The organism is Mesorhizobium sp. YIM 152430 (genome assembly GCF_029210365.1).
In the GTDB taxonomy this organism is placed as follows: Bacteria; Pseudomonadota; Alphaproteobacteria; order Rhizobiales; family Rhizobiaceae; genus Aliihoeflea.
In genome coordinates, this window is the sequence record NZ_JARGES010000018.1 from 171,026 (window position 1) to 192,515 (window position 21,490).

22 protein-coding genes and 1 other RNA gene are annotated in these 21,490 nt (G+C 64.6%); 13 read left to right on the plus strand and 10 right to left on the minus strand.

Annotated features, from left to right (window positions below):
- Positions 1–8 precede the first annotated feature (8 nt).
- A complete protein-coding gene (locus PZ895_RS03375) occupies positions 9–437 on the minus strand; it encodes a pilus assembly protein N-terminal domain-containing protein (protein ID WP_275837636.1) in 429 nt (142 codons plus the stop codon).
- Between the two features lie 161 nt (positions 438–598).
- Between PZ895_RS03375 and PZ895_RS03380 the strand changes: the two genes are divergently transcribed.
- The 10 genes from PZ895_RS03380 (at position 599) to PZ895_RS03425 (ending at position 11,518) form a co-directional block, all read left to right on the plus strand.
- Positions 599–1,117 carry a prepilin peptidase gene (locus PZ895_RS03380; protein ID WP_275837637.1) on the plus strand — a complete coding sequence of 173 codons (519 nt, stop codon included), beginning with the start codon at positions 599–601 and terminating at the stop codon, positions 1,115–1,117.
- 116 nt (positions 1,118–1,233) lie between these two features.
- A complete protein-coding gene (cpaB, locus tag PZ895_RS03385; RefSeq protein ID WP_275837638.1) occupies positions 1,234–2,049 on the plus strand; it encodes a Flp pilus assembly protein CpaB in 816 nt (271 codons plus the stop codon).
- Positions 2,046–3,578, plus strand: a complete 1,533-nt coding sequence (locus PZ895_RS03390) for a type II and III secretion system protein family protein (RefSeq protein ID WP_275837639.1) — start codon at positions 2,046–2,048, stop codon at positions 3,576–3,578. Before cpaB ends, PZ895_RS03390 begins: the two co-directional genes overlap by 4 nt.
- Before the next feature lie 14 nt (positions 3,579–3,592).
- Entirely contained in the window at positions 3,593–4,288 is a 696-nt protein-coding gene (locus tag PZ895_RS03395; RefSeq protein ID WP_275837640.1) for a CpaD family pilus assembly lipoprotein, read from the plus strand.
- A gap of 24 nt (positions 4,289–4,312) precedes the next feature.
- Entirely contained in the window at positions 4,313–5,596 is a 1,284-nt protein-coding gene (locus tag PZ895_RS03400; RefSeq protein ID WP_275837641.1) for a CpaE family protein, read from the plus strand.
- Positions 5,597–5,666: 70 nt separating this feature from the next.
- Positions 5,667–7,157 carry a CpaF family protein gene (locus tag PZ895_RS03405; RefSeq protein WP_275837642.1) on the plus strand — a complete coding sequence of 497 codons (1,491 nt, stop codon included), beginning with the start codon at positions 5,667–5,669 and terminating at the stop codon, positions 7,155–7,157.
- Between the two features lie 22 nt (positions 7,158–7,179).
- Positions 7,180–8,184, plus strand: a complete 1,005-nt coding sequence (locus PZ895_RS03410; protein ID WP_275837643.1) for a type II secretion system F family protein — start codon at positions 7,180–7,182, stop codon at positions 8,182–8,184.
- 9 nt (positions 8,185–8,193) lie between these two features.
- On the plus strand, positions 8,194–9,183 hold the full coding sequence (locus tag PZ895_RS03415; protein ID WP_275837645.1) for a type II secretion system F family protein: 990 nt from the start codon (positions 8,194–8,196) through the stop codon (positions 9,181–9,183).
- A 190-nt stretch (positions 9,184–9,373) separates the two neighbouring features.
- Entirely contained in the window at positions 9,374–10,447 is a 1,074-nt protein-coding gene (locus PZ895_RS03420; RefSeq protein ID WP_275837937.1) for an AI-2E family transporter, read from the plus strand.
- Between the two features lie 60 nt (positions 10,448–10,507).
- Positions 10,508–11,518 (plus strand): LLM class flavin-dependent oxidoreductase, encoded by a 1,011-nt coding sequence (locus tag PZ895_RS03425; RefSeq protein WP_275837646.1) that lies wholly within the window; start codon positions 10,508–10,510, stop codon positions 11,516–11,518.
- Positions 11,519–11,560: 42 nt separating this feature from the next.
- On the opposite strand, the gene PZ895_RS03430 is transcribed toward PZ895_RS03425, so the two are convergent.
- From PZ895_RS03430 to ffs, 7 genes are all read right to left on the minus strand, one after another.
- Positions 11,561–11,983 (minus strand): Kazal-type serine protease inhibitor, encoded by a 423-nt coding sequence (locus tag PZ895_RS03430; RefSeq protein WP_275837647.1) that lies wholly within the window; start codon positions 11,981–11,983, stop codon positions 11,561–11,563.
- Positions 11,984–12,062: 79 nt separating this feature from the next.
- Positions 12,063–13,298 carry a lytic murein transglycosylase gene (locus PZ895_RS03435; protein WP_275837648.1) on the minus strand — a complete coding sequence of 412 codons (1,236 nt, stop codon included), beginning with the start codon at positions 13,296–13,298 and terminating at the stop codon, positions 12,063–12,065.
- 10 nt (positions 13,299–13,308) lie between these two features.
- Positions 13,309–13,914, minus strand: coding sequence for a recombination mediator RecR (gene recR, locus PZ895_RS03440; protein WP_275837649.1), 606 nt, complete (start codon positions 13,912–13,914; stop codon positions 13,309–13,311).
- A gap of 43 nt (positions 13,915–13,957) precedes the next feature.
- Positions 13,958–14,731: a cell wall hydrolase gene (locus tag PZ895_RS03445; protein ID WP_275837650.1), complete on the minus strand. Its 774-nt coding sequence runs from the start codon at positions 14,729–14,731 to the stop codon at positions 13,958–13,960.
- 184 nt (positions 14,732–14,915) lie between these two features.
- Complete coding sequence (locus tag PZ895_RS03450) at positions 14,916–15,239, minus strand: YbaB/EbfC family nucleoid-associated protein (RefSeq protein WP_275837651.1); 324 nt, start codon at positions 15,237–15,239, stop codon at positions 14,916–14,918.
- Between the two features lie 15 nt (positions 15,240–15,254).
- Positions 15,255–17,096 (minus strand): DNA polymerase III subunit gamma/tau, encoded by a 1,842-nt coding sequence (locus PZ895_RS03455; RefSeq protein ID WP_275837652.1) that lies wholly within the window; start codon positions 17,094–17,096, stop codon positions 15,255–15,257.
- Positions 17,097–17,214: 118 nt separating this feature from the next.
- Positions 17,215–17,312, minus strand: an RNA gene (gene ffs / locus PZ895_RS03460) — signal recognition particle sRNA small type.
- 124 nt (positions 17,313–17,436) lie between these two features.
- Between ffs and PZ895_RS03465 the strand changes: the two genes are divergently transcribed.
- Both PZ895_RS03465 and nudC read left to right on the plus strand, forming a co-directional pair.
- Complete coding sequence (locus tag PZ895_RS03465) at positions 17,437–17,853, plus strand: HIT family protein (protein WP_275837938.1); 417 nt, start codon at positions 17,437–17,439, stop codon at positions 17,851–17,853.
- On the plus strand, positions 17,850–18,788 hold the full coding sequence (gene nudC / locus PZ895_RS03470; RefSeq protein ID WP_275837653.1) for an NAD(+) diphosphatase: 939 nt from the start codon (positions 17,850–17,852) through the stop codon (positions 18,786–18,788). Before PZ895_RS03465 ends, nudC begins: the two co-directional genes overlap by 4 nt.
- Here the strand turns inward: nudC and PZ895_RS03475 are convergent.
- A complete protein-coding gene (locus PZ895_RS03475; RefSeq protein ID WP_275837654.1) occupies positions 18,785–19,648 on the minus strand; it encodes a prephenate dehydratase in 864 nt (287 codons plus the stop codon). The two genes, nudC and PZ895_RS03475, sit on opposite strands and share 4 nt — an antisense overlap.
- 17 nt (positions 19,649–19,665) lie before the next feature.
- Positions 19,666–20,391, minus strand: a complete 726-nt coding sequence (locus PZ895_RS03480; RefSeq protein ID WP_275837655.1) for a 3-deoxy-manno-octulosonate cytidylyltransferase — start codon at positions 20,389–20,391, stop codon at positions 19,666–19,668.
- Positions 20,392–20,598: 207 nt separating this feature from the next.
- On the opposite strand from PZ895_RS03480, the gene PZ895_RS03485 reads away from it, so the two are divergent.
- Positions 20,599–21,471 (plus strand): cytochrome c family protein, encoded by an 873-nt coding sequence (locus PZ895_RS03485; RefSeq protein WP_275837656.1) that lies wholly within the window; start codon positions 20,599–20,601, stop codon positions 21,469–21,471.
- The last annotated feature ends 19 nt before the right edge of the window (positions 21,472–21,490 follow it).

Here is a 21,490-nt window from a genome sequence, read left to right on the forward strand (position 1 = left end):
CGTCGCGTTCAGGGTGCGCCGATGGTCGTGTCGGAGATCGCTTCGGCTTCCGTGACATAGGCCGCTTCGCAAACCGGCGTGCAGGACAGCGTCTGCACCGCTGCGCGCCGGTAGATGCGGACCGAATTCGCCGACTGGCGCGACACCGTCACCTGCTCGTCGACGATCGGCCGGCCGTCCGCGTCGAGGACGACGAGGTTGGTCACCCCGAACCCCTTGCCCGTGAGGACCAGCGTCGAGGCATCCTGGACGGATGCGTCGGCTATTTCCGGATTGCCGATGATGATCGTGTCGGCGTTGCGGGCCAGCTTGACGATCTTCGCCTGGTTGACGAGGACGCTGATGCCTTCTGCGAATGCGGGTGCTGCAAGAACCGATGCGGCCGTCGCCAGCGCCAGGCCTGCGATGAAGCGAATGGATGTTGTCGACCGCGCCACGTTTCGGCTCTCCTGTTCGGCAATCCGCGCAAGATGAACGGGAATGGTGAATTGCCGGTTAATCGCGCAAGCCGCCGCAGATTGCTTGAAAGCGGCCCGTTGGTTTCACCAATGCTTAAGCGCGCCGGATCTAGGTTTGGCCATTCTTTCGAGGACCCGTCATGATCGAAGCCCTGATTCTGGTCATCTTTCCGTTCTGCATGGTCTATGCCGCCGTGTCGGACATGATCACGATGACGATCGCCAATCGCGTGTCGGTGCTGCTGGTCGCGACATTTCTGATCGTTGCGCCGCTGACCGGAATGCCGCTCGTGGTGATCGGGCTCCATGTGCTCGCGGCGATGGCGGTCCTTGCGGTTACATTCGGACTTTTCGCGCTGGGCACGATGGGCGGCGGCGATGCCAAGCTTCTGGCGGCCACGGCGCTGTGGATGGGATTCGGGATGCCGCTTGCAGAATATGCCGTCCTCGGCGCGGTCTGGGGCGGACTGCTGACGCTCGCCATCCTCGTCTATCGAAATTCGCCGATCTCGGACGTGACCGGCAGCTTCCTGCTGCTCCGTAAATTCGCCGACCGGCGCGTTGGAATTCCCTATGGCGTAGCGCTCGGCGCTGCGGGACTGATGGTCTTTCCAAGCTCGCCGCTCGGCGCATGGGCCATGCAGGCATTGATCCGGTAAGTGCCTGTCAATCTTGCGTTAAGCATAAGTGTAAGCGCCTCGTTAACCTTAATTTGACGATTGCTGATGCAAGGTCGGCCCTGGCTTAGAGGAACTGCCGGGTAAAGGGCGCGGACATGGCTCCATCCAGAGTGATCATCCTTGGCGTAGCGGTCGTTGCCGCCGCGGGGGCTGGCTTGATTGCCAGGAACATGGCGTCCGCACCGCCCGAACAGGTCTTCATCGAGTCAGGCCCGGCCGAGCCCGCCATCGCGCTGACGGAAGTGCTCGTTCTCAGCGGCGACGTGCCGATGGGCAGCGAACTGGGGCAGCAATTGAGCTGGCAGTCCTGGCCGTCGAGCAATGTCTATGACTACTTCATCCGCCGCGACACCGACCCGAATGCACTCGAAGAGATGCGGACCGCGATCGCGCGCGTTCCGATTTACGCCGGCGAGCCGCTGCGCCGCTCCAAGCTGATCGGCGAGGGCCAGAGCTTCATGTCGTCGATCCTGCCGTCGGGCAAGCGGGCGGTCGCCACGCAGATCTCGGCCGATACGTCGGCCGGCGGCTTCATCCTTCCGAACGATTATGTCGACGTCATCATGACCCGCCGACAGACGAACAGTTCGGGCACCGAGAGCTATTCCACCGAAACCGTGCTGCGCAACATCCGCGTCCTCGCTATCGACCAGGCGATCCAGGAGGACGAGGAAGGCCGCCGGGTGAAGGTGGGCGAAACGGCGACGCTGGAACTGTCGCCCGAGCAGGCCGAGATCATCACGGTCGCCCAACAGATGGCCGACAGGCTCAGCCTTGCCCTGCGATCCGTCGTCGATACGCAGGAAGTCGTCACCGAGCAGGCCGATCACCTTCTTTCGGGCAGCGGGCGCCGCGGCGCCATTCGATTGATCAAATCCGGACAGGTGTCCGAAGTAGGGGGCCGCCAATGATCCGCACAATCAAGAGAGCGTTGATCGGCACCACCGCCGCTTTTTTCCTGGCAGCACCGCTGACCGGCGCCGTCCTTCTAGCCGATACGGCAAGCGCGAATGCGCAGGCGCGCGTCGCCTCGCAGGCCGCGACCCAGCGCGTCAAGCTCGGTTTGAACAAGTCGATCGTCATCGACCTTCCGGCCGACGCCTATGACATCCTCGTCGCCAATCCGACGGTCGCCGACGCGGTGACGCGCACGTCGCGGCGCATCTATCTCTTCGGCAAGCAGGTCGGCGAAACCAACATCTTCGTGTTCGGCGCCAATGGCGAGCAGATCGTCAGCCTCGACCTGTCGATCGAGCGCGACGTCGCGGGCCTCGAGGATCATCTGAAGCGCTATCTGCCGAATTCGGCGATCAAGGTCGAACTGATCAACGACAACGTCGTCCTGTCGGGCACGGTGGATACGCCGCTCGATGCCAAGCGCGCCGAACAGATCGCCCAGCTCTTCGTCTCGGGCGGCGAGGCGACCACCGGCCAGTTCGCGCAGACCGCCGCCGGCGGCGCCGCGACGGGCGGCGTCGACATCAACAACCCCGACAACGAGCGCCGCGTCTCGCAGATCGTCAACATGCTGTCGATCATCGGCGAGGATCAGGTCACGCTGAAGGTGACGATTGCCGAAGTCTCGCGCTCGGTCATGCGCCAGTTGGGCGTGAATATGGTTGGTGGCGGCAGGGACGGGATCAGTTGGTCGACCATTAGCGACAATGTTGCCGGCCTTGGAAAGCCGCTCTCGAGCAGCGGCTTCGGTATCGGCGGCTCGTCGCTCGACGCCTACTTCAACGCGATGGAACAGTCGGGCGTCATGAAGACGCTTGCGGAACCCACATTGACCGCCGTTTCCGGCGAGAAAGCGACGTTCCGCGTCGGCGGCGAGTTCAATATGGTCACTGACCGCGACGTAGATGACGACTTGACGGTCGCCTACGAAGTCGAAAAAATTGAGTACGGCATCGGACTTGAATTCCAACCGACAGTGCTGTCGCCTGGCCGCATCAGCCTGAAGCTGCGCACCCAAGTGTCGGAGCCGACGACCGAAGGATCGGTTTCCTTCGGAGGCGCATCAGCAAGAAATCAGCGGGGCAACACGCCGGGCACGAACATCATCTCGATCCGCAAACGCCTCGCCGACACCACCGTCGAGTTGCCATCGGGCGGCTCGATGATGATCGCCGGCCTCGTCCGCGACGACGTTCGCCAGTCGATCAACGGCCTGCCGGGCCTGTCCAGAGTTCCAGTCCTCGGCGCGCTTTTCCGCAGCCGTGCCTTCGAGCGCAACGAGACCGAACTCGTCATCATCGTCACGCCCTATCTGGCGCGCCCGGTGGCCCGCAACGAACTGGCCAAGCCGGACGACAATTTCAACCCGGCCTCCGAAGGCGCGGGCAACTTCCTTGGCCGCGTCAACCGCGTCTACGGAACCATGAAGACCGATCGGCCCGCCGGCCGCTACCACGGCGTGGTCGGGTTCATCTACAAGTAAGCGGGGACCGCACGATGTCTGCCCATAGAACCACCTGGAATTCCCGCTTCCTGATCGCCGCCGCATTGCTCGGCTCGCTCGTCGCCGCCGGTTGCACGCAGCGCGACAGCATCGTGGTCGGCGCGATTCCGGACGACTACCGGACCAACCATCCGATCGTCATCGCGGAAAAGCAGGAGAAGATCGACATCCCGGTCGGTCTCAACGACTACCACATGACGCGCGTGCAGCGCACGGCGCTTTCGGGCTTCATGTCGCGCTATGACGGCAAGGCCGCACCGATGGTTCATGTGCTGGTGCCCTACGGCTCGGCCAATTCGGCGGCCGCATCGCGCATCGGCGCGCAGTTCGTCAGCCACCTGCACAAGGCGGGCGTTCCGCAAAACCGCGTCGTCCGGCAATCCTATCACGCCCCGGCCGACGCCTCCGCCCCGATCCGCATCACCTACGCCAACATGCGCGCGCAGGTCGCCTCCAATTGCGGCCGCTGGCCTGAGGACATGCTGGCGCGGGTCGATAACAAGCACTGGGCCAATTTCGGCTGTTCCTACCAGAACAATCTCGCTGCCCAGATCGCCAATCCGGCCGATCTGCTCACCCCGCGCGAGACGACGCCGATCGACGCCCAGAACCGCTCGAACGCAATCGACCAGTATCAGCGCCGCCAGGTCGCGCCGGAATTCATCGGCACGTCCGAGATCAACTACTAGGAGCCGCAGCGCGGGGGCATCGTCATGACCAACCTGGCCTATACAACCGATCCGAACGACGCCGTCGTGCCCGATGCAGCCTCGATGCAGGCTCTGCGGCCGGTTCCGCGCATCTCGATCCAGGCATTTTGCGAAACCGATGGCGTCGCCCAGCCGATCGAGCGCGCCGGCGAGGATCGCCGCATGGCCAAGGCGCATGTGAAGGTTCATATGGGCGGCATCCAGACCGCCATCGAGTTCTATCACACCGCGCCCACGCCCAACCTGATCATCATCGAATCGCGCGACGAACCGCGATCCCTGATCGGCAAGCTCGAAAAGCTCGCCGAGGTGTGCGACCCAGCCAGCAAGGTCGTGGTGATCGGTCACCACAATGACGTGGCGCTTTATCGCGAACTGATCCGTTTCGGCATCTCCGAATACATCGTCGCGCCCATCTCGATGGCCGACATCGTCGCCGACATCGCCAAGATATTCGTCGACCCGGAGGCCGAGCCGATCGGCCGCTCGATCGCCTTCATCGGCGCCAAGGGCGGCGTCGGCTCCTCGACCATCGCGCACAACATCGCCTGGACGCTGTCGACGCTGTTTCAGTCCGAAGTCGTGGTCGCCGACATGGACCTTGCCTTCGGCACCGCCAACATCAATTTCGACCAGGACCCCGCACAGGGCATCGCGGAGGCCGTGTTCTCGCCCGAGCGGATCGACGAGGTCTATCTCGACCGGCTGCTGGCGCAATGCGCCGAGCGCCTGTCCCTTCTCGCCGCGCCCTCGACGCTCGACCGCGTCTATGATTTCGACGCCGATGCCTTCGCCTCGTTGATCGAGACCGCCCAGCGCAGCGCGCCGACCGTGATCCTCGACGTGCCGCATGTGTGGACCGGCTGGACCCGCCAGACGCTGGCGCAGGCCGACGAGATCGTGGTCACGGCGACGCCCGAGCTTGCCAATCTGCGCAACACGAAGAACCTGATCGACATGCTGCGCAAGCTGCGCCCCAACGATGCGCCGCCCAAGCTCATTCTCAATCAGGCCGGCGTCCCCAAGCGCCCCGAGATCTCGGCCGACGATTTCGCCGAACCGCTCGGCGTCGTGCCCCTGGCCGTGATCCCGTTCGAGCCGCTTCTGTTCGGCAATGCCGCAAATAACGGCCGGATGCTCGGCGAGACGGACGCGCAGCACGCGATCGTCAAGATCGTTCATGACATGGCGCATGTCCTGACCGGCCGCACTGAGATGAAATCGAAGAAGAAGGCCGGCATCGGCGATCTGCTGGGTCGGCTGAAGATGAAGAAGAAGAGCGCGTGAGCGTTGCCGGGCGACGGCAGGAATTCATCTGAACCGCCGATGGCGGAGCCAGAGGACGACGGGCAATACGATGTTTGGCAAGCGTGGAAACGAAGGCGGAAGCCGCACCAGTCAGGAGTTCAGGCCCGCCCCGGCGGCGCCCGTGTCCGAGTCCCTGACGCTCGACGAACGCCCCGTCGAGCGCAGTGCGGAAAGTGCCGGGGCACCTAAGCGCGCCCTTGATCCCACGCCGCCGCTGGCACCGGAGCCGCGTCGCGTCGCGCCCCAGGCCCGACCACGCTCGGAAGCCTATTACGACACCAAGAGCCAGGTCTTCTCCGCGCTCATCGACACGATCGACCTGTCGCAACTCGCCAAGCTGGAGCCTGACGCCGCGCGCGAGGAAATCCGCGACATCGTCAACGACATCATCGCGATCAAGAATTTCGCAATGTCGATCTCCGAACAGGAGGAACTGCTCGAGGACATCTGCAACGACGTCCTCGGCTACGGCCCGCTGGAGCCGCTTCTGGCACGCGACGACATCGCCGATATCATGGTCAACGGGGCAAGGCAGGTCTTCATCGAAGTCGCAGGCCGCGTCGAGCAGACGCAGATCCGCTTCCGCGACAATCAGCAGCTTCTCAACATCTGCCAGCGCATCGTCAGCCAGGTCGGCCGCCGCGTCGACGAATCCTCGCCGATCTGCGACGCGCGCCTGCCCGACGGGTCGCGCGTCAACGTGATCGCCCCGCCGCTCGCCATCGACGGCACTGCGCTCACCATCCGCAAGTTCAAGAAGGACAAGCTGACGCTCGACCAACTCGTCAGGTTCGGCTCGATCTCGCCCGAAGGCGCGGAGGTGTTGAAGATCATCGGCCGCGTGCGCTGCAATGTCATCATTTCCGGCGGCACCGGCTCGGGCAAGACGACGCTCCTCAATTGCCTGACCAACTATGTCGACCGCGACGAACGGGTCATCACCTGCGAGGATTCGGCCGAACTCCAACTTCAGCAGCCGCATGTCGTGCGTCTGGAAACGCGCCCCGCCAATCTCGAGGGCGAGGGCGAGATCACCATGCGCGATCTCGTCAAGAACTGCCTGCGTATGCGTCCCGAACGCATCATCGTCGGCGAGGTGCGCGGAGCCGAGGTGTTCGATCTCTTGCAGGCGATGAACACCGGCCATGACGGCTCGATGGGCACGATCCACGCCAACAACCCGCGCGAATGCCTGAACCGCATGGAATCCATGATCGCGATGGGTGGGTTCATCCTGCCGCAAAAGACGGTGCGCGAGATCATCGTCGGCTCCATCGACGTCATCATCCAGGCGGCGCGCCTGCGCGACGGGTCGCGCCGCATCACCCACATCACCGAGGTGATCGGCATGGAAGGCGACGTCATCATCACCCAGGATTTGATGACCTACGAGATCAAGGGCGAGGATGCCAATGGCCGGCTGATCGGCAGCCACATGTCGAGCGGCGTCGGCCGTCCCGGCTTCTGGGATCGCGCGCGCTACTATGGCGAGGAAGCACGCCTCGCCGCAGCGCTCGAAGCCATGGAGGCCCAGTCGTGAGCGGCCGGACGGGAATTCCGCGATGGACATGAACCTGCTGCTCTTCATCGCACTTGCCGCCGTCAGCGCCGGCGCGCTCGCCTATGGGCTGCTCTTTTCCCGCGTCCAGAGCGAACGGACCATCGAACGCCGCTTCGAGACGGTGCGCAATGCCGAGTCCGACCGCAACGTCGTGCGCGCCGCGCGCGACCGGGTGGCCGAGGCCGCAAAGCGCCGCAAATCGGTTCAGGACACGCTGAAGGACCTCGAGGAAAAGCAGAAGGCGCGTGGCCAGGGGCGACACAAGCCGCCCCTGAAGGTGCAGATCCGGCAGGCCGGCCTCACCATGTCGATCCGGCAGTTCTACCTTGCTTCGGCCGCGACAGGGTTCGTCATGTTTATTCTTTTCCTCCTGATGGGCGCGCCGCTTCTTCTGGCGGCCGGCGCGATGGTCGCGGGCGGGTTCGGCCTGCCGCGCTGGTTCGTTACCTTCAAGCGCGCGCGCCGCGTCAAGGCGTTTCTCGACGAATTCCCCAATGCGCTCGATGTCATCGTCCGCGCGGTCAAGTCGGGCCTGCCGCTCAACGATGCCGTGCGCATGATTGCCGGAGAATCGCCGGAGCCCGTCAAAAGCGAGTTCAAGCGCGTCGTCGAGCACCAGCAACTCGGTCTGTCGCTGCCCGAGGCGGTGATGCGGATGCCCGAATCGATGCCGGCCGCCGAAGCGAGCTTTTTCGGTATCGTCATCCAGATCCAGAGCCAGGCCGGCGGTAATCTTTCCGAGGCGATCGGCAACCTTTCCAAGGTCCTGCGCGACCGCAAGAAAATGAAGGCCAAGATCGACGCGCTGTCGATGGAAGCCAAGGCGTCAGCCGTGATCATCGGTTCGCTGCCGATCGTGGTCGCGCTGCTCGTCTACCTGTCAAGCCCCGGCTACATCATGCCGCTTTTCACCACCAGCACCGGCCACCTCATCCTTCTGGTCTCCGGCATCTGGATGGCCATGGGCCTGCTCGTGATGCGCAAGATGATGAATTTCGACTTCTAGGAACCGGACATGACAGGCTCAGTCGTCGGCATCGTTACCGATCCCAGCTTCCTCCTGGCGGTCCTCGTCTCGGTGGCGGTGTTCGCGACGCTTTTCACAGCGCTGCCCGCTCTGTCGGGCAATCCGCTGAAGACGCGCATGAAGGCCGTCGCGCTCGAGCGCGACCAGTTGCGCGCGCAGCAGAAGGCGCGCCTTGCCAGCGAGTCCGACCGCCGCCGCAAGGGCATCCGCGAGCAGGAATCGGCGGGTATGAGGTCCATCGTCGAAAAGCTCGATCTGCGCCGCGCGCTGGCAGACGATGCGACGGTCGCCAAGCTGCGCATGGCCGGCTATCGCGGCCAGAACCCGTTGACGAAGTTCCTGTTCTTCCGCCTCGTCCTGCCCTTCGTCTTCCTTGCGGGCGCCATCGTTTATGTCTTCGGCCTCGGCGCTTTTGCCGAGCAGCCCAACTTCATCCGTGGCCTGATCTGCGTGATTGCGGCCTATGCTGGCTTCTACGTGCCGGTTCTCTACGTCTCCAACCGGGCGAACAAGCGCAAGCAGTCGATCCAGCGCGCCTGGCCCGATGCGCTCGACCTGATGCTGATCTGCGTGGAATCGGGCATTTCCGTCGAGGCCGCCTTTCGCAAGGTGGCAGAGGAAATAGGCTCGCAATCGGTCGAACTTGCCGAGGAACTCGTGCTGACCAATGCCGAATTGTCGTTCCTTCAGGAACGCAAGCAGGCTTATGAGAACCTTGCCAGCCGTACCGGCCTGGAAACCGTCCGCTCCGTCTCGCAGGCGCTCATCCAGGCCGAGCGCTACGGCACCCCGGTCGCGCACGCTTTGCGCGTGCTCTCGGCCGAAAGCCGGGAGGCGCGCATGACGGCGGCCGAGAAGAAGGCGGCCGCCCTGCCGCCCAAGCTCACCGTGCCGATGATCCTGTTCTTCCTGCCCGTGCTCTTTGCGGTCATCCTCGGCCCGGCCGGCATCCAGATCTCGCAGCAGAACGTTTTCTGACCCCGAGCGGTCGCCGGAACGAAAGGCCGGGCGCCGCGTTTCAGCCTCCAATCCGCCCGATTGCCGCCGGCATTCGCGGATGGCAGTCCGGGGAACCGTCATGAAGAGCGAATTCGATCCAGCGGGGCCGTCCGTGCCGTCCGAGCCGGCACCTGCGCGCGACAGGGATTTGCGTCTCATCCGGACCTTCATGCTCGGTCTCTTCATGTTCGCCGCGGTCTATGCGCTCTACTTCGCGCGCGACTTCTTCATGCCGATCGTGCTGGCCTTCCTGCTGGCGCTGATGCTGACGCCCATCGTGCGCTTTCTGCGCAAGCGCGGCGTGCCCGAGGCGCTTTCGGCGACGCTGCTCGTCTTCCTGTCGATGACGACGATCGCCACGACCGGCTATTTCCTGTCCGGGCCTGTGGTGGAACTCGTCAACGACGCGCCGACCATCGGCCGCCGGCTGACCGACCGGCTCGAAGAAGTGCGCCGCCCCTTCGAAAGGGTCATGGAAGTTTCGCGTCAGGTCGACGAAGCGGCCGAGACGGCGTCGGAACCGGATGTCCAGCGCGTCGTCGTCTCGCAGCCGGGCATCGTGTCGCGCGCCGCAGGCAATCTTCTGTCGGCTTCGACCACGGCCGCGATCACCTTCGTACTGTCGCTCTTCCTGCTTGCCTCGGGAACGATGTTCTACGAGAAGATCGTCCAGTCCTTCACCAAGATGAGCGAGAAGAAGCGGGCCTTGCGGGTCGTCTACGACGTCGAGCGCGAGATCTCGCGTTACCTTCTTACCGTCGCCGCCATAAACACCGGCCTCGGCCTGACGGTGGGAACGGGTCTTTGGGTGCTTGGAATGCCGATGCCTTTCGTCTTTGGCGTTGCGGCCGGCCTCCTGAATTTCCTGCCCTATGTCGGCGCCGCGATCACGATCATTCTCGTCGCCGTCCTGTCGATCGTGAGCTTCGACAGTTTCGCCTATGCGCTTTTGCCGCCTGCCTTCGTCCTGACCTGCAATATCCTGGAAGGCAATTTCATCAACCCGCTGATCGTGGGGCGGCGGTTGGAGATCAACGCGGTGGCCATCTTCATCGCCGTCGCGTTCTGGTCGTGGCTGTGGGGGTTCGTCGGCGCGCTGATCGCGGTGCCGCTGCTCGTCGTGATCAAGGTCTTCTGCGATCACTTCGAAAGCCTGAGCCATGTCGGCAATTTCCTGTCGGCGCAGCAGACGGCCGAGGAAGAGGAAGAAAGCAAGGAAGAAGCGCAGCGCGTCGCGCCGTGACGTTGGCGGGAAGCATCGTCTTTCCTATATCCGGGCATGGACCATGCCCCGGATGACGCGATGACCCTTCTTTCCGTACTCGACCTTTCGCCCGTGCCCGACGGTGCCACGACTGCCAAGGCGCTTGCCAACACGCTCGATCTGGCGCGCCACGCCGATCGTCTCGGCTATAATCGCTATTGGCTGGCTGAACACCACAACATGCCAGGGATCGCGAGCGCCGCGACGGCGGTCGTGATCGGCCATGTCGCGGGCGGCACCTCGCGCATCCGTGTCGGGGCTGGGGGCATCATGCTGCCGAACCACGCGCCGCTGGTGATCGCCGAGCAGTTCGGCACGCTGGCCTCGCTCTATCCCGGCCGCATCGACCTCGGTCTTGGCCGCGCACCCGGCACCGACCAGTTAACCGCCCACGCGCTGCGCCGGTCGCTTTCCGGCGACGTGAACCAGTTTCCGAACGACGTTCTCGAACTCCTCGCCTATTTCAAGCCGGCCGAACCGGCCCAGCGCGTGCGCGCGGTGCCGGGCGAGGGAACGAACGTGCCGGTGTGGATTCTGGGGTCGAGCCTTTACGGCGCGCAGCTCGCAGCCGCGCTCGGTCTGCCCTACGCCTTCGCCTCGCATTTCGCTCCGGCCGAACTCGACCATGCGCTCGAAATCTATCGGACGCGTTTCGAGCCGTCGGAATATTTCGACAAACCTTATGTCATGGCAGGGCTGAACATCGTTGCGGCGCCGAGCGACGAGGAGGCGCGCTATCTGTTTTCGTCGTTGCAGCAGGCCTTCGTCAATCTGCGCTCGGGCAGGCCGGGAAAATTGCCGAAACCCGTCGAAAACTTCGAGCAGCAGATCGACCCTATGGCGAGGGCAATGCTCGACCAGGCGCTGACCTGCGCCATCGTCGGCTCGCCGCAAAAGGTGAAGACCGGCCTCGACGCGTTCATCGCGCGCACCGTCGCGGACGAACTGATGGTGACGGCGCAAATCCACGATCACGCGGCGCGCGTGCGGTCTTTTGAGATATTGGCCGAGGTTCACGGACAGCCGGCCATGACCATGGCCGCCGAATAGATCGGTAAGGCCGGCATCGCGCCGGCCTTACCGCATCTCAAATCAGCATTCGCCACCGCGGCGGATGCGCCAGCCTGCGGCCTCCGCCTCGCACGCGTTGCCGAAGGTCTGCTGGCGATTGCCCTGGACGGCGCAGACCGGCGCATATTCGCGCGTGCAAAACTGCGGACGATCGGGGCCGGGACGGCCCGGACGATCCCAGTTCGATCCACCTCCGCGCCGGCACTCGCCGCCATAGGCGACGCGGTAGCCTTCCGCGCGTGCCACGCAGGAATTCGGGAAGGTCTGCTGGTCGCGGCCGCGTTCGCCGCAGACCGGGTCATATTGCTGCGTGCAGATCGGCTCGGGGCCGGGGCGCGGCGGCAACGGTCGCGGGCCCTCCTCGACGACCACACAGGATGCCAGAACACCGGCACCGGCGACGGCCAGAAATCCGGTTCTCAATCCGGAAAAATCGAAATTCATCAGTTCACTCCAAAACAGACCCGTCCCGAATGCTTCAAGCAGGTTGGGCGCGTTTGGGTTCCCGCGGTCGATAAAAAAATCACCGCAGGGCGCGAACCATTCCTGCATCGGGGAAACAGGTCGGCGCCTGCCCGTTTTTCTGCTGCCATTCGCCGATCGACCGCCGCGTGCGGAATCCGGCGAGGCCGTCCGCGCCGCCGACATCGTAGCCGAGCCCTTCGAGCCCGCGCTGCATCGCCGCGACGTCGGAGCGCATCAGACCGCCGACATTGCCCCACGCGCCCGAAAATCGGCTGTCGCCATAGGCGATGCGGTCGCCTGCATGGCCGACGAAAAGCGCGTAGAGGTCGCTCTCGTTATATTCCTTGATGACGTAGAAGTTCGGCGTGACGATGAAGGCGGGACCGGAGCGGCCGGCCGGCATCATCAGAAAGCCTTCGCCGCGCAATTCGTGGTCCGGGAACGGTCGGCCGGATACGCGCGTCACGCCCATCGACACCCATTCGGAAATCGGGCGGCCGCGATCGGGGCCTTCGAGCGCGCAGGAGACGCTGGCCGGTAGGTTCACCTCGAAGCCCCAGTCGCGCCCGCGCACCCAGCCGAAATGGGCCAGATAGTTGGCGATGGAGGCGAGCGTGTCGGCTTCGGAGTTCCAGATGTCGGCGCGGCCGCCGGAATGGGCGACGGCATGTTGGAGATAGGAGGTCGGCAGGAACTGCGGCTGGCCGAGCGCGCCGGCCCACGAGGATTTCATGTCGGTAACGCGCGCATGGCCGCGCTCGACCATCAACAATGCCGCGATGACCTCGGCGCGGAACATCTCCTTGCGCGTCGCCATGAACGCCTTGGTGCCGAGCACCTGGAACGCGTTGTGGGGAATGCGCGCCGTGCCGAATCCGCTCTCGCGGCCCCAGACCGCGAGCAGGATGCCGCGCGGCACGCCGTAGCGTCCTTCGAGATCCTTGAGGACGCCCGACAGATAACCCGCCCGTTGGCGCCCGCCCGCCGTGACGCCCCCGACGATGTTCTCGGCGAAATAATTGCCGGGCGAGCCGAACTCTGCCTGATGCTGGCGCTGCGGCGTCTGCGCCGCCTGTCCCGGCAGGACGAGGTCGGGCAGGTCGAGATTGGGCCCGACATCGGCGAAGGCGGCGTCGAAGGTGGATTGCGAGACGCCGGCGCGGGAGGCGTCGGGCCAGAGGTCGTTTTCGAGCCAGGTGCGGAATTGCTGATCGATGGACTGGGCGACGGCGGGGAGGGGGAGGAGGAGGAAAATCAGCAACGCCAGCGCTTTACGTCGAATTCGGCCTTTCATGCTTCCTCCCTCAAAACGCCGTGCGCGATTTCAGCGCCGCCGTCAGCGTTCCCTCGTCTAGATAGTCGAGTTCGCCGCCGACCGGAACGCCGTGCGCCAGCCGCGTGACCTTGACGTCGAAGCTCGACAATTGGTCGGTGATGTAATGCGCCGTCGTCTGGCCCTCGACTGTCGCGTTGACCGCGAGGATGACTTCCGACACGGAGCCCGAGGCGACGCGTGCGGTCAGCGCCTTGAGGTTCAGGTCGTCCGGCCCGATGCCGTCGAGCGGCGAGAGCGTGCCGCCGAGGACGTGATAGCGCACATTCATCGCCGCCGCGCGCTCCAGCGCCCAAAGGTCCGCGACGTCCTCGACGACGATCAGCGTCGAGTCCTCTCGGCGCGGATCGGTGCAGATCGTGCAGGGGTCGGACGTGTCGACATTGCCACAGGTCGAGCAGACGCGCACCTTCTCCACCGCCTCGCCCATGGCGGCGGTGAGCGGCACGAAAAGCTGTTCTTTCTTCTTGATGAGATGCAGCGCCGCGCGCCGCGCCGAACGCGGCCCGAGGCCCGGCACCTTGGCCAGAAGCTGGATCAGACGTTCGATTTCGGGGCCGGCGATTCTCTTCGACATGGCTTCGGTTTAACCTTGAAACCGGTCGATGTGTAGGTCGAACTCAGTCGATCGAGCCAGTCCGGGTCTGGTCGAGGATCAGGGCACCGATGGCGTCCGCCTTGCTCGGGTCGATCCAGAATGACAGCGCTTCGACAGCCGGTTCGATCGCAGGTGATGTGTTCGCCGTCTGCATCTGCGGCGCAACCGGGGCCGGCTGCGGCGTGCCGAAACGTTCCGGCTGCGGCTGCGGCGCGGCGGCGACCTGAACGCGAGCTTGCTTGCCCTCGATGCGGCCGGCCGCCGCGAGCTGCGACTGCGGACGCAGGCCCTTGGCGGCGCGTTCTTCGCGGCCCCGTTTCTCGTAAAACGCGTTGCCGCCGGCCTTCAGCACGTAATGCATGTTGGGATAGGGAAAGTTAAGGCCGGCGGTGTGGAAGAACTTGGCGTTCTGCACCATCGGGTGCCGCTCGCCGGCAAGAACCGCATCGGCGGCGGCCATTACGTCGGGCATTGCCCTGGAATTCATCGTGCGGGTCATCACGCCGGGCGCGAACTGGTTCTTCTGCCCGACGACGCCGCAAATGGTATTGGGATACTCGCCCGAATTCACCCGGTTCATCACCACCGTGCCGACGGCGACGAGCCCTTCCCGGCTCGACCGGTGGGATTCGAAGAACATCGCGCGCGCCATGCATTCGCGATTGTCGGCGGTCGCCGCGACGGGCTTGACCGAGGACGTCACGACATCGTCGAGAAGATCGCTGCTGGACGTGCAGGCGGAAACAACAAGCGACAGGGCGACCGCGCAGGCCGCGGTCGGGAGCCGAAAGAACACGATACAAACCTCTCCGAACGGCCCCCGCCGTTTCGTGGATGATTTTGAAAGGGTGGTTTGCGGCAAAATAGGGGCACATTCGGCCAAAAGATGCCCGCACCGGAACCCCGCGATCAAAACCGGATCTGTCCGATCCTATCGTTCAAATGCTTATGAACACGTTAACCGGGCGTTCATGCGCGGGTCAGAACGGCAGCTTCATGCCGGGCGGGATCGGCAGGCCGGCGGTCAGTTCCTGCGTTTTCTGCTGCATGATCGCCTCGACCTTAGTCTTGGCGTCATTGTAGGCTGCGAGGATCAGGTCTTCGAGGATTTCGACATCGTCTTCCTTGAAGAGCGAGGGGTCGATCTTGAGCGATTTCATTTCGAACTTGCCGGCCAGCGTCACCTGAACCAGGCCGCCGGCGGATTGGCCGGAAGCCTCCACAGCGGCGAGTTCTTCCTGCATCTGCGCGAACTTGGCCTGCATCTCGCGGGCTTTGCCCATCATACCGAGAAGGTCTTTCATCGTGATCTCCGTAGTTCAGATGTCGTCATCGTCGTCCGAATCCCCGATGCCGGGATCGACCGGCATCTCGTCGGATTCCGGTTCGATCTCGGGCGTCTCGGCGGCGTCGGGCAGCCGCACGTCGATGATCCTCGCACCGGGAAAACGCGCCAGAATGGCCGCGACGGCAGGGTCGCTCTTCGCATCCAGAAGGGCAATGTCACGGCGCGACTGCTCGATTTCCGACAGGGTCTCGCCGCCCTTTTCGCGCGAGACGGTGACGATCCAGCGCCGCCCGGTCCAGGCATGAAGACGGGTCGTCAGATCGTTGACGAGCAGACGCGGCGCGTGTTCCGTGAGACTGACCTCGATGCGGCCCGGATCGAAGCGCACGGGCCGCAGATACTGCTTCACCTGCACCTTCAGCGCCATGTCGCGATTGGCGTCGCACAGCGCGACGAGATCGGTCATCGATTCGATGCGCGGGCCGGCCGGCGCTTCGTCCTGTGCCGGCTGCGGCGGCGCGACGGGAGCAGGCTCCGATTCGCTGCGCACCAGTCGCATCGTCTGGCCGCCGCCATTCGATGCCACCGCGACGGGCGGGGCGGCGATCGCGTCCACAGGCGCGGCTGCGGGGCCTGAAACGCCATTGGGAGCCGAAGGCGCCGTGCCTTGCGGCAGGGTGCGGACAGGCGCGTCGCCTTCCAGCGATTTCAACGCCTCGTCGAGCGTCGGCAGCGTCGCGGCATGGGCGATGCGGATCAGCACCATCTCGGCGGCGCTCACCGGCCGCGAAGCGCTTTGAACTTCGGTGATGCCCTTGAGCAGCATTTGCCATGTGCGCGAAAGAACGCGCACCGACAGACCGTCCGCATATTCGCGTCCGCGCTGGCGCTCTTCCTGCGAGATGGAAGCGTCGTCGGCGGCCGTCGGCACGAAGCGGATGCGGGTGACGAGGTGGTTGAACTCGGCGAGATCGTTGAGAACCGTGGCGGGGTCCGCGCCGGAATCGTACTGGCTGCGGAACTCGCCGAGCGCGCCAGCGACGTCACCCTTCATCAGGCGTTCGAACAGGTCGATGACGCGGGCGCGGTCGGCAAGGCCGAGCATGTCGCGCACCGCCCCGGCCGTGACCGTGCCCGAGCCATGCGCGATCGCCTGGTCCAGGATCGACAGCGAATCGCGCACCGAGCCTTCCGCCGCGCGCGCGATCATGGCGAGCGCGTCGTCGTCGATCGAAACGTCCTCCTTTTGTGCGATGCCGCGCAGATGGGCGGTGAGCAGCCCGCCATCGACGCGGCGCAGGTCGAAGCGCTGGCAGCGCGACAGGACCGTGATCGGCACCTTGCGGATTTCGGTCGTCGCGAAGATGAATTTCACATGCGGCGGCGGCTCTTCGAGCGTCTTCAACAGGCCGTTGAATGCCTGAGTCGACAGCATGTGGACTTCGTCGATGATGTAGACCTTGTAGCGCGCGGAAACCGGCGCGTAGCGGACCTGCTCGATGATCTCGCGGATGTCGTCGATGCCGGTATGCGAGGCGGCGTCCATCTCGACCACGTCGACATGGCGGCCTTCCATGATGGCTTCGCAATGCTCGCCGGCAACGGAAAGATCAACGGTCGGCTGGCTGACGGCATCGGTCTTGTAGTTGAGCGCGCGGGCGAGGATGCGGGCGGTCGTCGTCTTGCCGACGCCGCGCACGCCGGTCAGCATCCATGCCTGCGCGATGCGGCCGGTGGCGAACGCGTTGGTGAGGGTACGCACCATCGGCTCCTGGCCGATCAGCGTCGAAAAATCGCGCGGACGGTATTTGCGCGCCAGAACCCGGTAAGGTCCTGAAGGACGGATCGTCTCGATCTGCGGAGTTTCGTCCATCAAGTCTCGCTCGTGCCATGGGCCGAAGGCCCGGATCGTCCTCGCGGCGCGAGTGTCGTCCCCCACATGGCCAGGCGTCAATGCCGCAAACGGCGCAGACGCTCGATCGGGGAATAAGGTGGGAGGCTGGCACGGTGACCCGTGCCGGGGCTCGTTAGGGCTGCTTCCTTCCGGACCTGACCCGGTTGGCGAGTGGCTCGTCCACCACCAACCTCCCGCGCCCCATATCGGCAATTCGAAAGGCGAATGCAAGGCCGGATCGAAACGGGAAACGATTCGCTTCCCACAAACCATGAAAGGCACTAGCCTCGTCATCCTGGCACAGGAGGGAGATATGGACATGCCGCACAGGGCTGGCGGTTTCGAGCTTGACAGGAAGCTTGAACGTGACAGCCGCGAGGTGATCTGGCTCGGCCTGTGCGAGCTTCGGATCATGAACGATGCGCGCTGGCCCTGGCTGATCATGATCCCGCAACGCCGCGGCGCGGTTGAAATCCACGACCTGACCCCGCTCGACCAGGCGATGCTCTCCTTCGAGACGACTTTGGTGTCGAAGGCGCTGATGGAAGTCACGCGCTGCGACAAGATCAATATCGGCGCGATCGGCAACATCGTGCGTCAGCTCCACGTCCATGTCATCGCGCGCCGGCGAGGCGACGCGAACTGGCCGGGCCCCGTCTGGGGTCATGGTCAGGCCGAACCCTACCGCCGCGAGGACCTTCACGGCCTGATCAACGACATCAAGGGCCGCCTGTGACCTTCGCATTGTTCGACCGGCCGACCGACGAGCCGAGCCGCTTCGTCGGCTTTGCCGGCAATCGCATCGACAGGCAGGCAGAGAACCGCTCCGAGAGGGTGCTGGCGGAGGCACTGGCCGATCCGCGACTGTCCGTCCTCATCCTGCGCGGCGGCCGGTTGTGCCTGAAGATGAACGGCGCCGGTCCCGATTGGCGTTTTTCGGCATCGGAGGCGAACGGCCTCAAGGCGAAACTCCAGCACGGGGTCCTGCTCGGACGTGGAGCCAGCGGGCCGGTCATCGCTGCGCCGGGAAGCCTCGAACCCGAGGAACTGCCCCAGGGCATCAAGGCGATCGACCTGCGCTCGCTCAACAGCCAGGGCCTGCTCGGCGCTGAAGACATGGGCGCCGTTGCGCAGGGCGCTTCGCTTCTGGCGTGGAACGGAAGTTGCCGCTTCTGCGGCCGCTGCGGGGCGGCGACCGAGGCGCGCATCGGCGGCTATAAGCGCGTATGCATCGGTTGCGGCGCAGAGCATTTCCCACGGACCGACCCTGTCGTCATCATGTTGACGGTCACGCAGGAGCGTTGCCTGATGGGCCGCAGCCCGCATTTCGTGCCGGGCATGTTTTCCACGCTCGCCGGCTTCGTCGAGCCCGGCGAGACGATCGAGGATGCGGTGCGGCGGGAGACCTTCGAGGAGTCGGGTGTTCGGATCGGCCGTGTCGCCTATCACGCCAGCCAGCCCTGGCCGTTCCCCCATTCGCTGATGATCGGCTGTTTCGGCGAGGCGATGAACGAGGATCTGACGCCCGATTTCAATGAGCTTGAAGCCTGCCGCTGGTTCTCCCGCGACGAAGTGCGATTGATGATTGCCGGCGCACACCCCGACGGTCTGATCGTGCCGCCCAACGCAGCCATCGCCAATCACCTGATCCGGGCGTGGGTGGAAAGTTAGCTTCCGTTGCGTTGCGCGATGCGAAACTCCGCCGCCGGATAGACCCCCAGAACCCGCACCTCGCGCGAGAAGAAGTCGAGTTCCTTCAGCGCCTGCGCGACATTGGCGTCGTCGGGGTGACCTTCGATGTCGGCGTAGAACTGCGAGGCGAAGAAGGTGCCGCCGAGCTGGTAGCTTTCCAGCTTGGTCATGTTGACGCCGTTGGTGGCGAATCCGCCCATGGCCTTGTAGAGCGCGGCGGGGATGTTGTGGACGCGGAAGATGAAGGTCGTCATCATCAAATCGTCGGCGGATCTGCGCGGCGCCCAGGATTCTTCCTTGGCAAGCACCACGAAGCGGGTGACGTTGTTGTCGGTGTCTTCCACGTTCTCCGCGACGATGTCGAGCCCGTAGAGTTCGGCGGCGAGGACCGGCGCGAGTGCTGCGGCCGTCCGGTCCCCCTCGTCGGCGACTTGGCGCGCGGCGCCGGCCGTATCGCCGGCGATGACCGGCTTCCATTTGTGCTTGCGGATCACGTTGCGGCACTGGCCGAGCGCATGGATATGGCTGTGGACGGATGCGATCTCGTCGATCTTCACGCCGGGCAGCACCATGAGCTGGAAATGGATCGGCAGGAAATATTCGCCGACGATGTGCAGGCTCGATTCCGGCAGGAGGTGGTGGATGTCGGCGACGCGGCCCGCGATCGTGTTCTCGATCGGGATCATCGCAAGGTCGGCCGCGCCACTTTCGACCGCATTGAACGCATCTTCGAAGGTCGCGCAGGGCATTGGCTCCATGCCGGGAAACATGTTGCGGCAGGCGGTGTCGGAATTGGCGCCGGGTTCCCCCTGGAATGCGATGCGGTTGGTACTGGACATGCGGCTGTGGCTCTTCCCTAGGACAATATGGCGCGGGCGCGCTCGAGATCTTCGGGCGTATCGACGCCCAGCGGAACGGAATGGACGAGGCCGACATCGATGCGCATCCCGGCTTCGAGAGCGCGCAACTGCTCCAGCCTTTCGCGCGTTTCGAGCGGGCTCGGTCCGAGTTTCACGAAACGTTCCAGCGCCGCGCGGCGATAGGCGTAGATGCCGATATGGTGGTGGAGCGGTCCTTCGCCCCAGGGGGCGGTCGCGCGCGTGAAATAGAGCGCGCGCAGCCGCTCGGGCGCGATGGGCGAGCCGACGATCTTGACCACGTTCGGGTTTGTCTTCTCGGCTTCGTCCTCGATCTCGACGCCAAGCGTGGCGATGTCGGTCTCGCCGCTTTCGAGCACGTCGGCAGTACGCGCGATAAGGGCCGGATCGATCGTCGGCAGGTCGCCCTGGAGATTGATGATGGTCTCGCAGCGCCTGCCGGGGTCGAGCGTCTGTAACGCCTCGAAAATGCGGTCGGAACCGGACTGATGGTTCGTCGACGTGATGACTGCTGCGAACCGATACGCCTCTACGGCGCGCGCGACCTCGGCGCTGTCGGTCGCGATGGCGATCTCGCCGACGCCGCTTTCGGCCGCGCGCCTTGCGACCTGCACGATCATAGGCAATCCTGCGATATCGGCCAGCGGCTTGCCAGGCAGCCGGGTCGATGCCATCCGGGCGGGAATGAGGATCAGTCGGGACATGCGCGAAGCGATGACGAGGCTCTCGGGATGGTCGGAAAAGTGGCAAAAGGTCTCACATGGAAACGTCCTTATATGTGTTGCAACATCCAAGCAAAAGACCTAGTTTCCGCGCGATTTTCACCGGCACGACCGGGTGGGGGACCCTTTGACGCGTGTGCGCCGGCCGCGCGGCGCATCACCCCGGTCGAACCTTGGAGCCTTGGGTAGATGGACTCTTTTGAACTCAACAAGCTGATCGGCGCGTTCCTGGGCGTCGTCTTCGTCGTCTTTTCGGTCAGCCTTGTGTCGGATGCGATCTTCGCGTCCCATTCTCCGGAAACCCCCGGATATGCGATCGAGGTTCCTGATGAGCCGGCTGGCGGCGGTGCGCCGGCCGAAACCGGCCCGAGCGCGCTCGACCTTCTCGCCAACGCCGATCCGGCTGCCGGCGAAGCGGCCTTCCGCCGTTGCGCATCCTGCCACACGATCGAGAGCGGCGGCGCCAACCGCGTCGGCCCGAACCTGCACGGTCTCGTCGGCCGACCCGTTGCGGAAGAGCCGGGCTTTTCCTATTCCGCTGCGATGGAAGAATATTCCGAAGGCGGCGCCAAGAACTGGGAATTCGAGAATCTCAGCGCATTCCTGGTCAATCCGCGTTCCTACATTCCTGGAACCACGATGGCCTTCGCCGGCATCCGCGACCCGCAGGAAGAAGCGAACCTGATCGCCTATCTGAACCAGCAGTCCGACAATCCGCTTCCATTGCCCGAGCCGGCCGCTGCGGAGGAGGCCGCCGAGGGCGAGGAGCAGCCGGCAACCGAGGGGGAAGAAGCGACCCCCGCCGAAGGTGAGGACGCTGCGCCGGCCGAAGACGCTGCGCCCGCCGCCGAAGAAACTGCCCCTGCTGACGAAGACGCATCTGCTGCCGACGGTGCGGCGGAACCAGCCGATGCTGATGCCGGTGCCGAGACCGAGGCCGCTCCGGCCGAGGCGACGCCCCAGGAGGACGGCTCGGCTGCATCGCCCGAGACCGACCCGGCGACGCCCGCCGCAGATGGCGAGGTTTCCGAGGAAGAGCAGCGGACTCCGGCTCAGAACTAACAAAGCCGTAATGTCGACG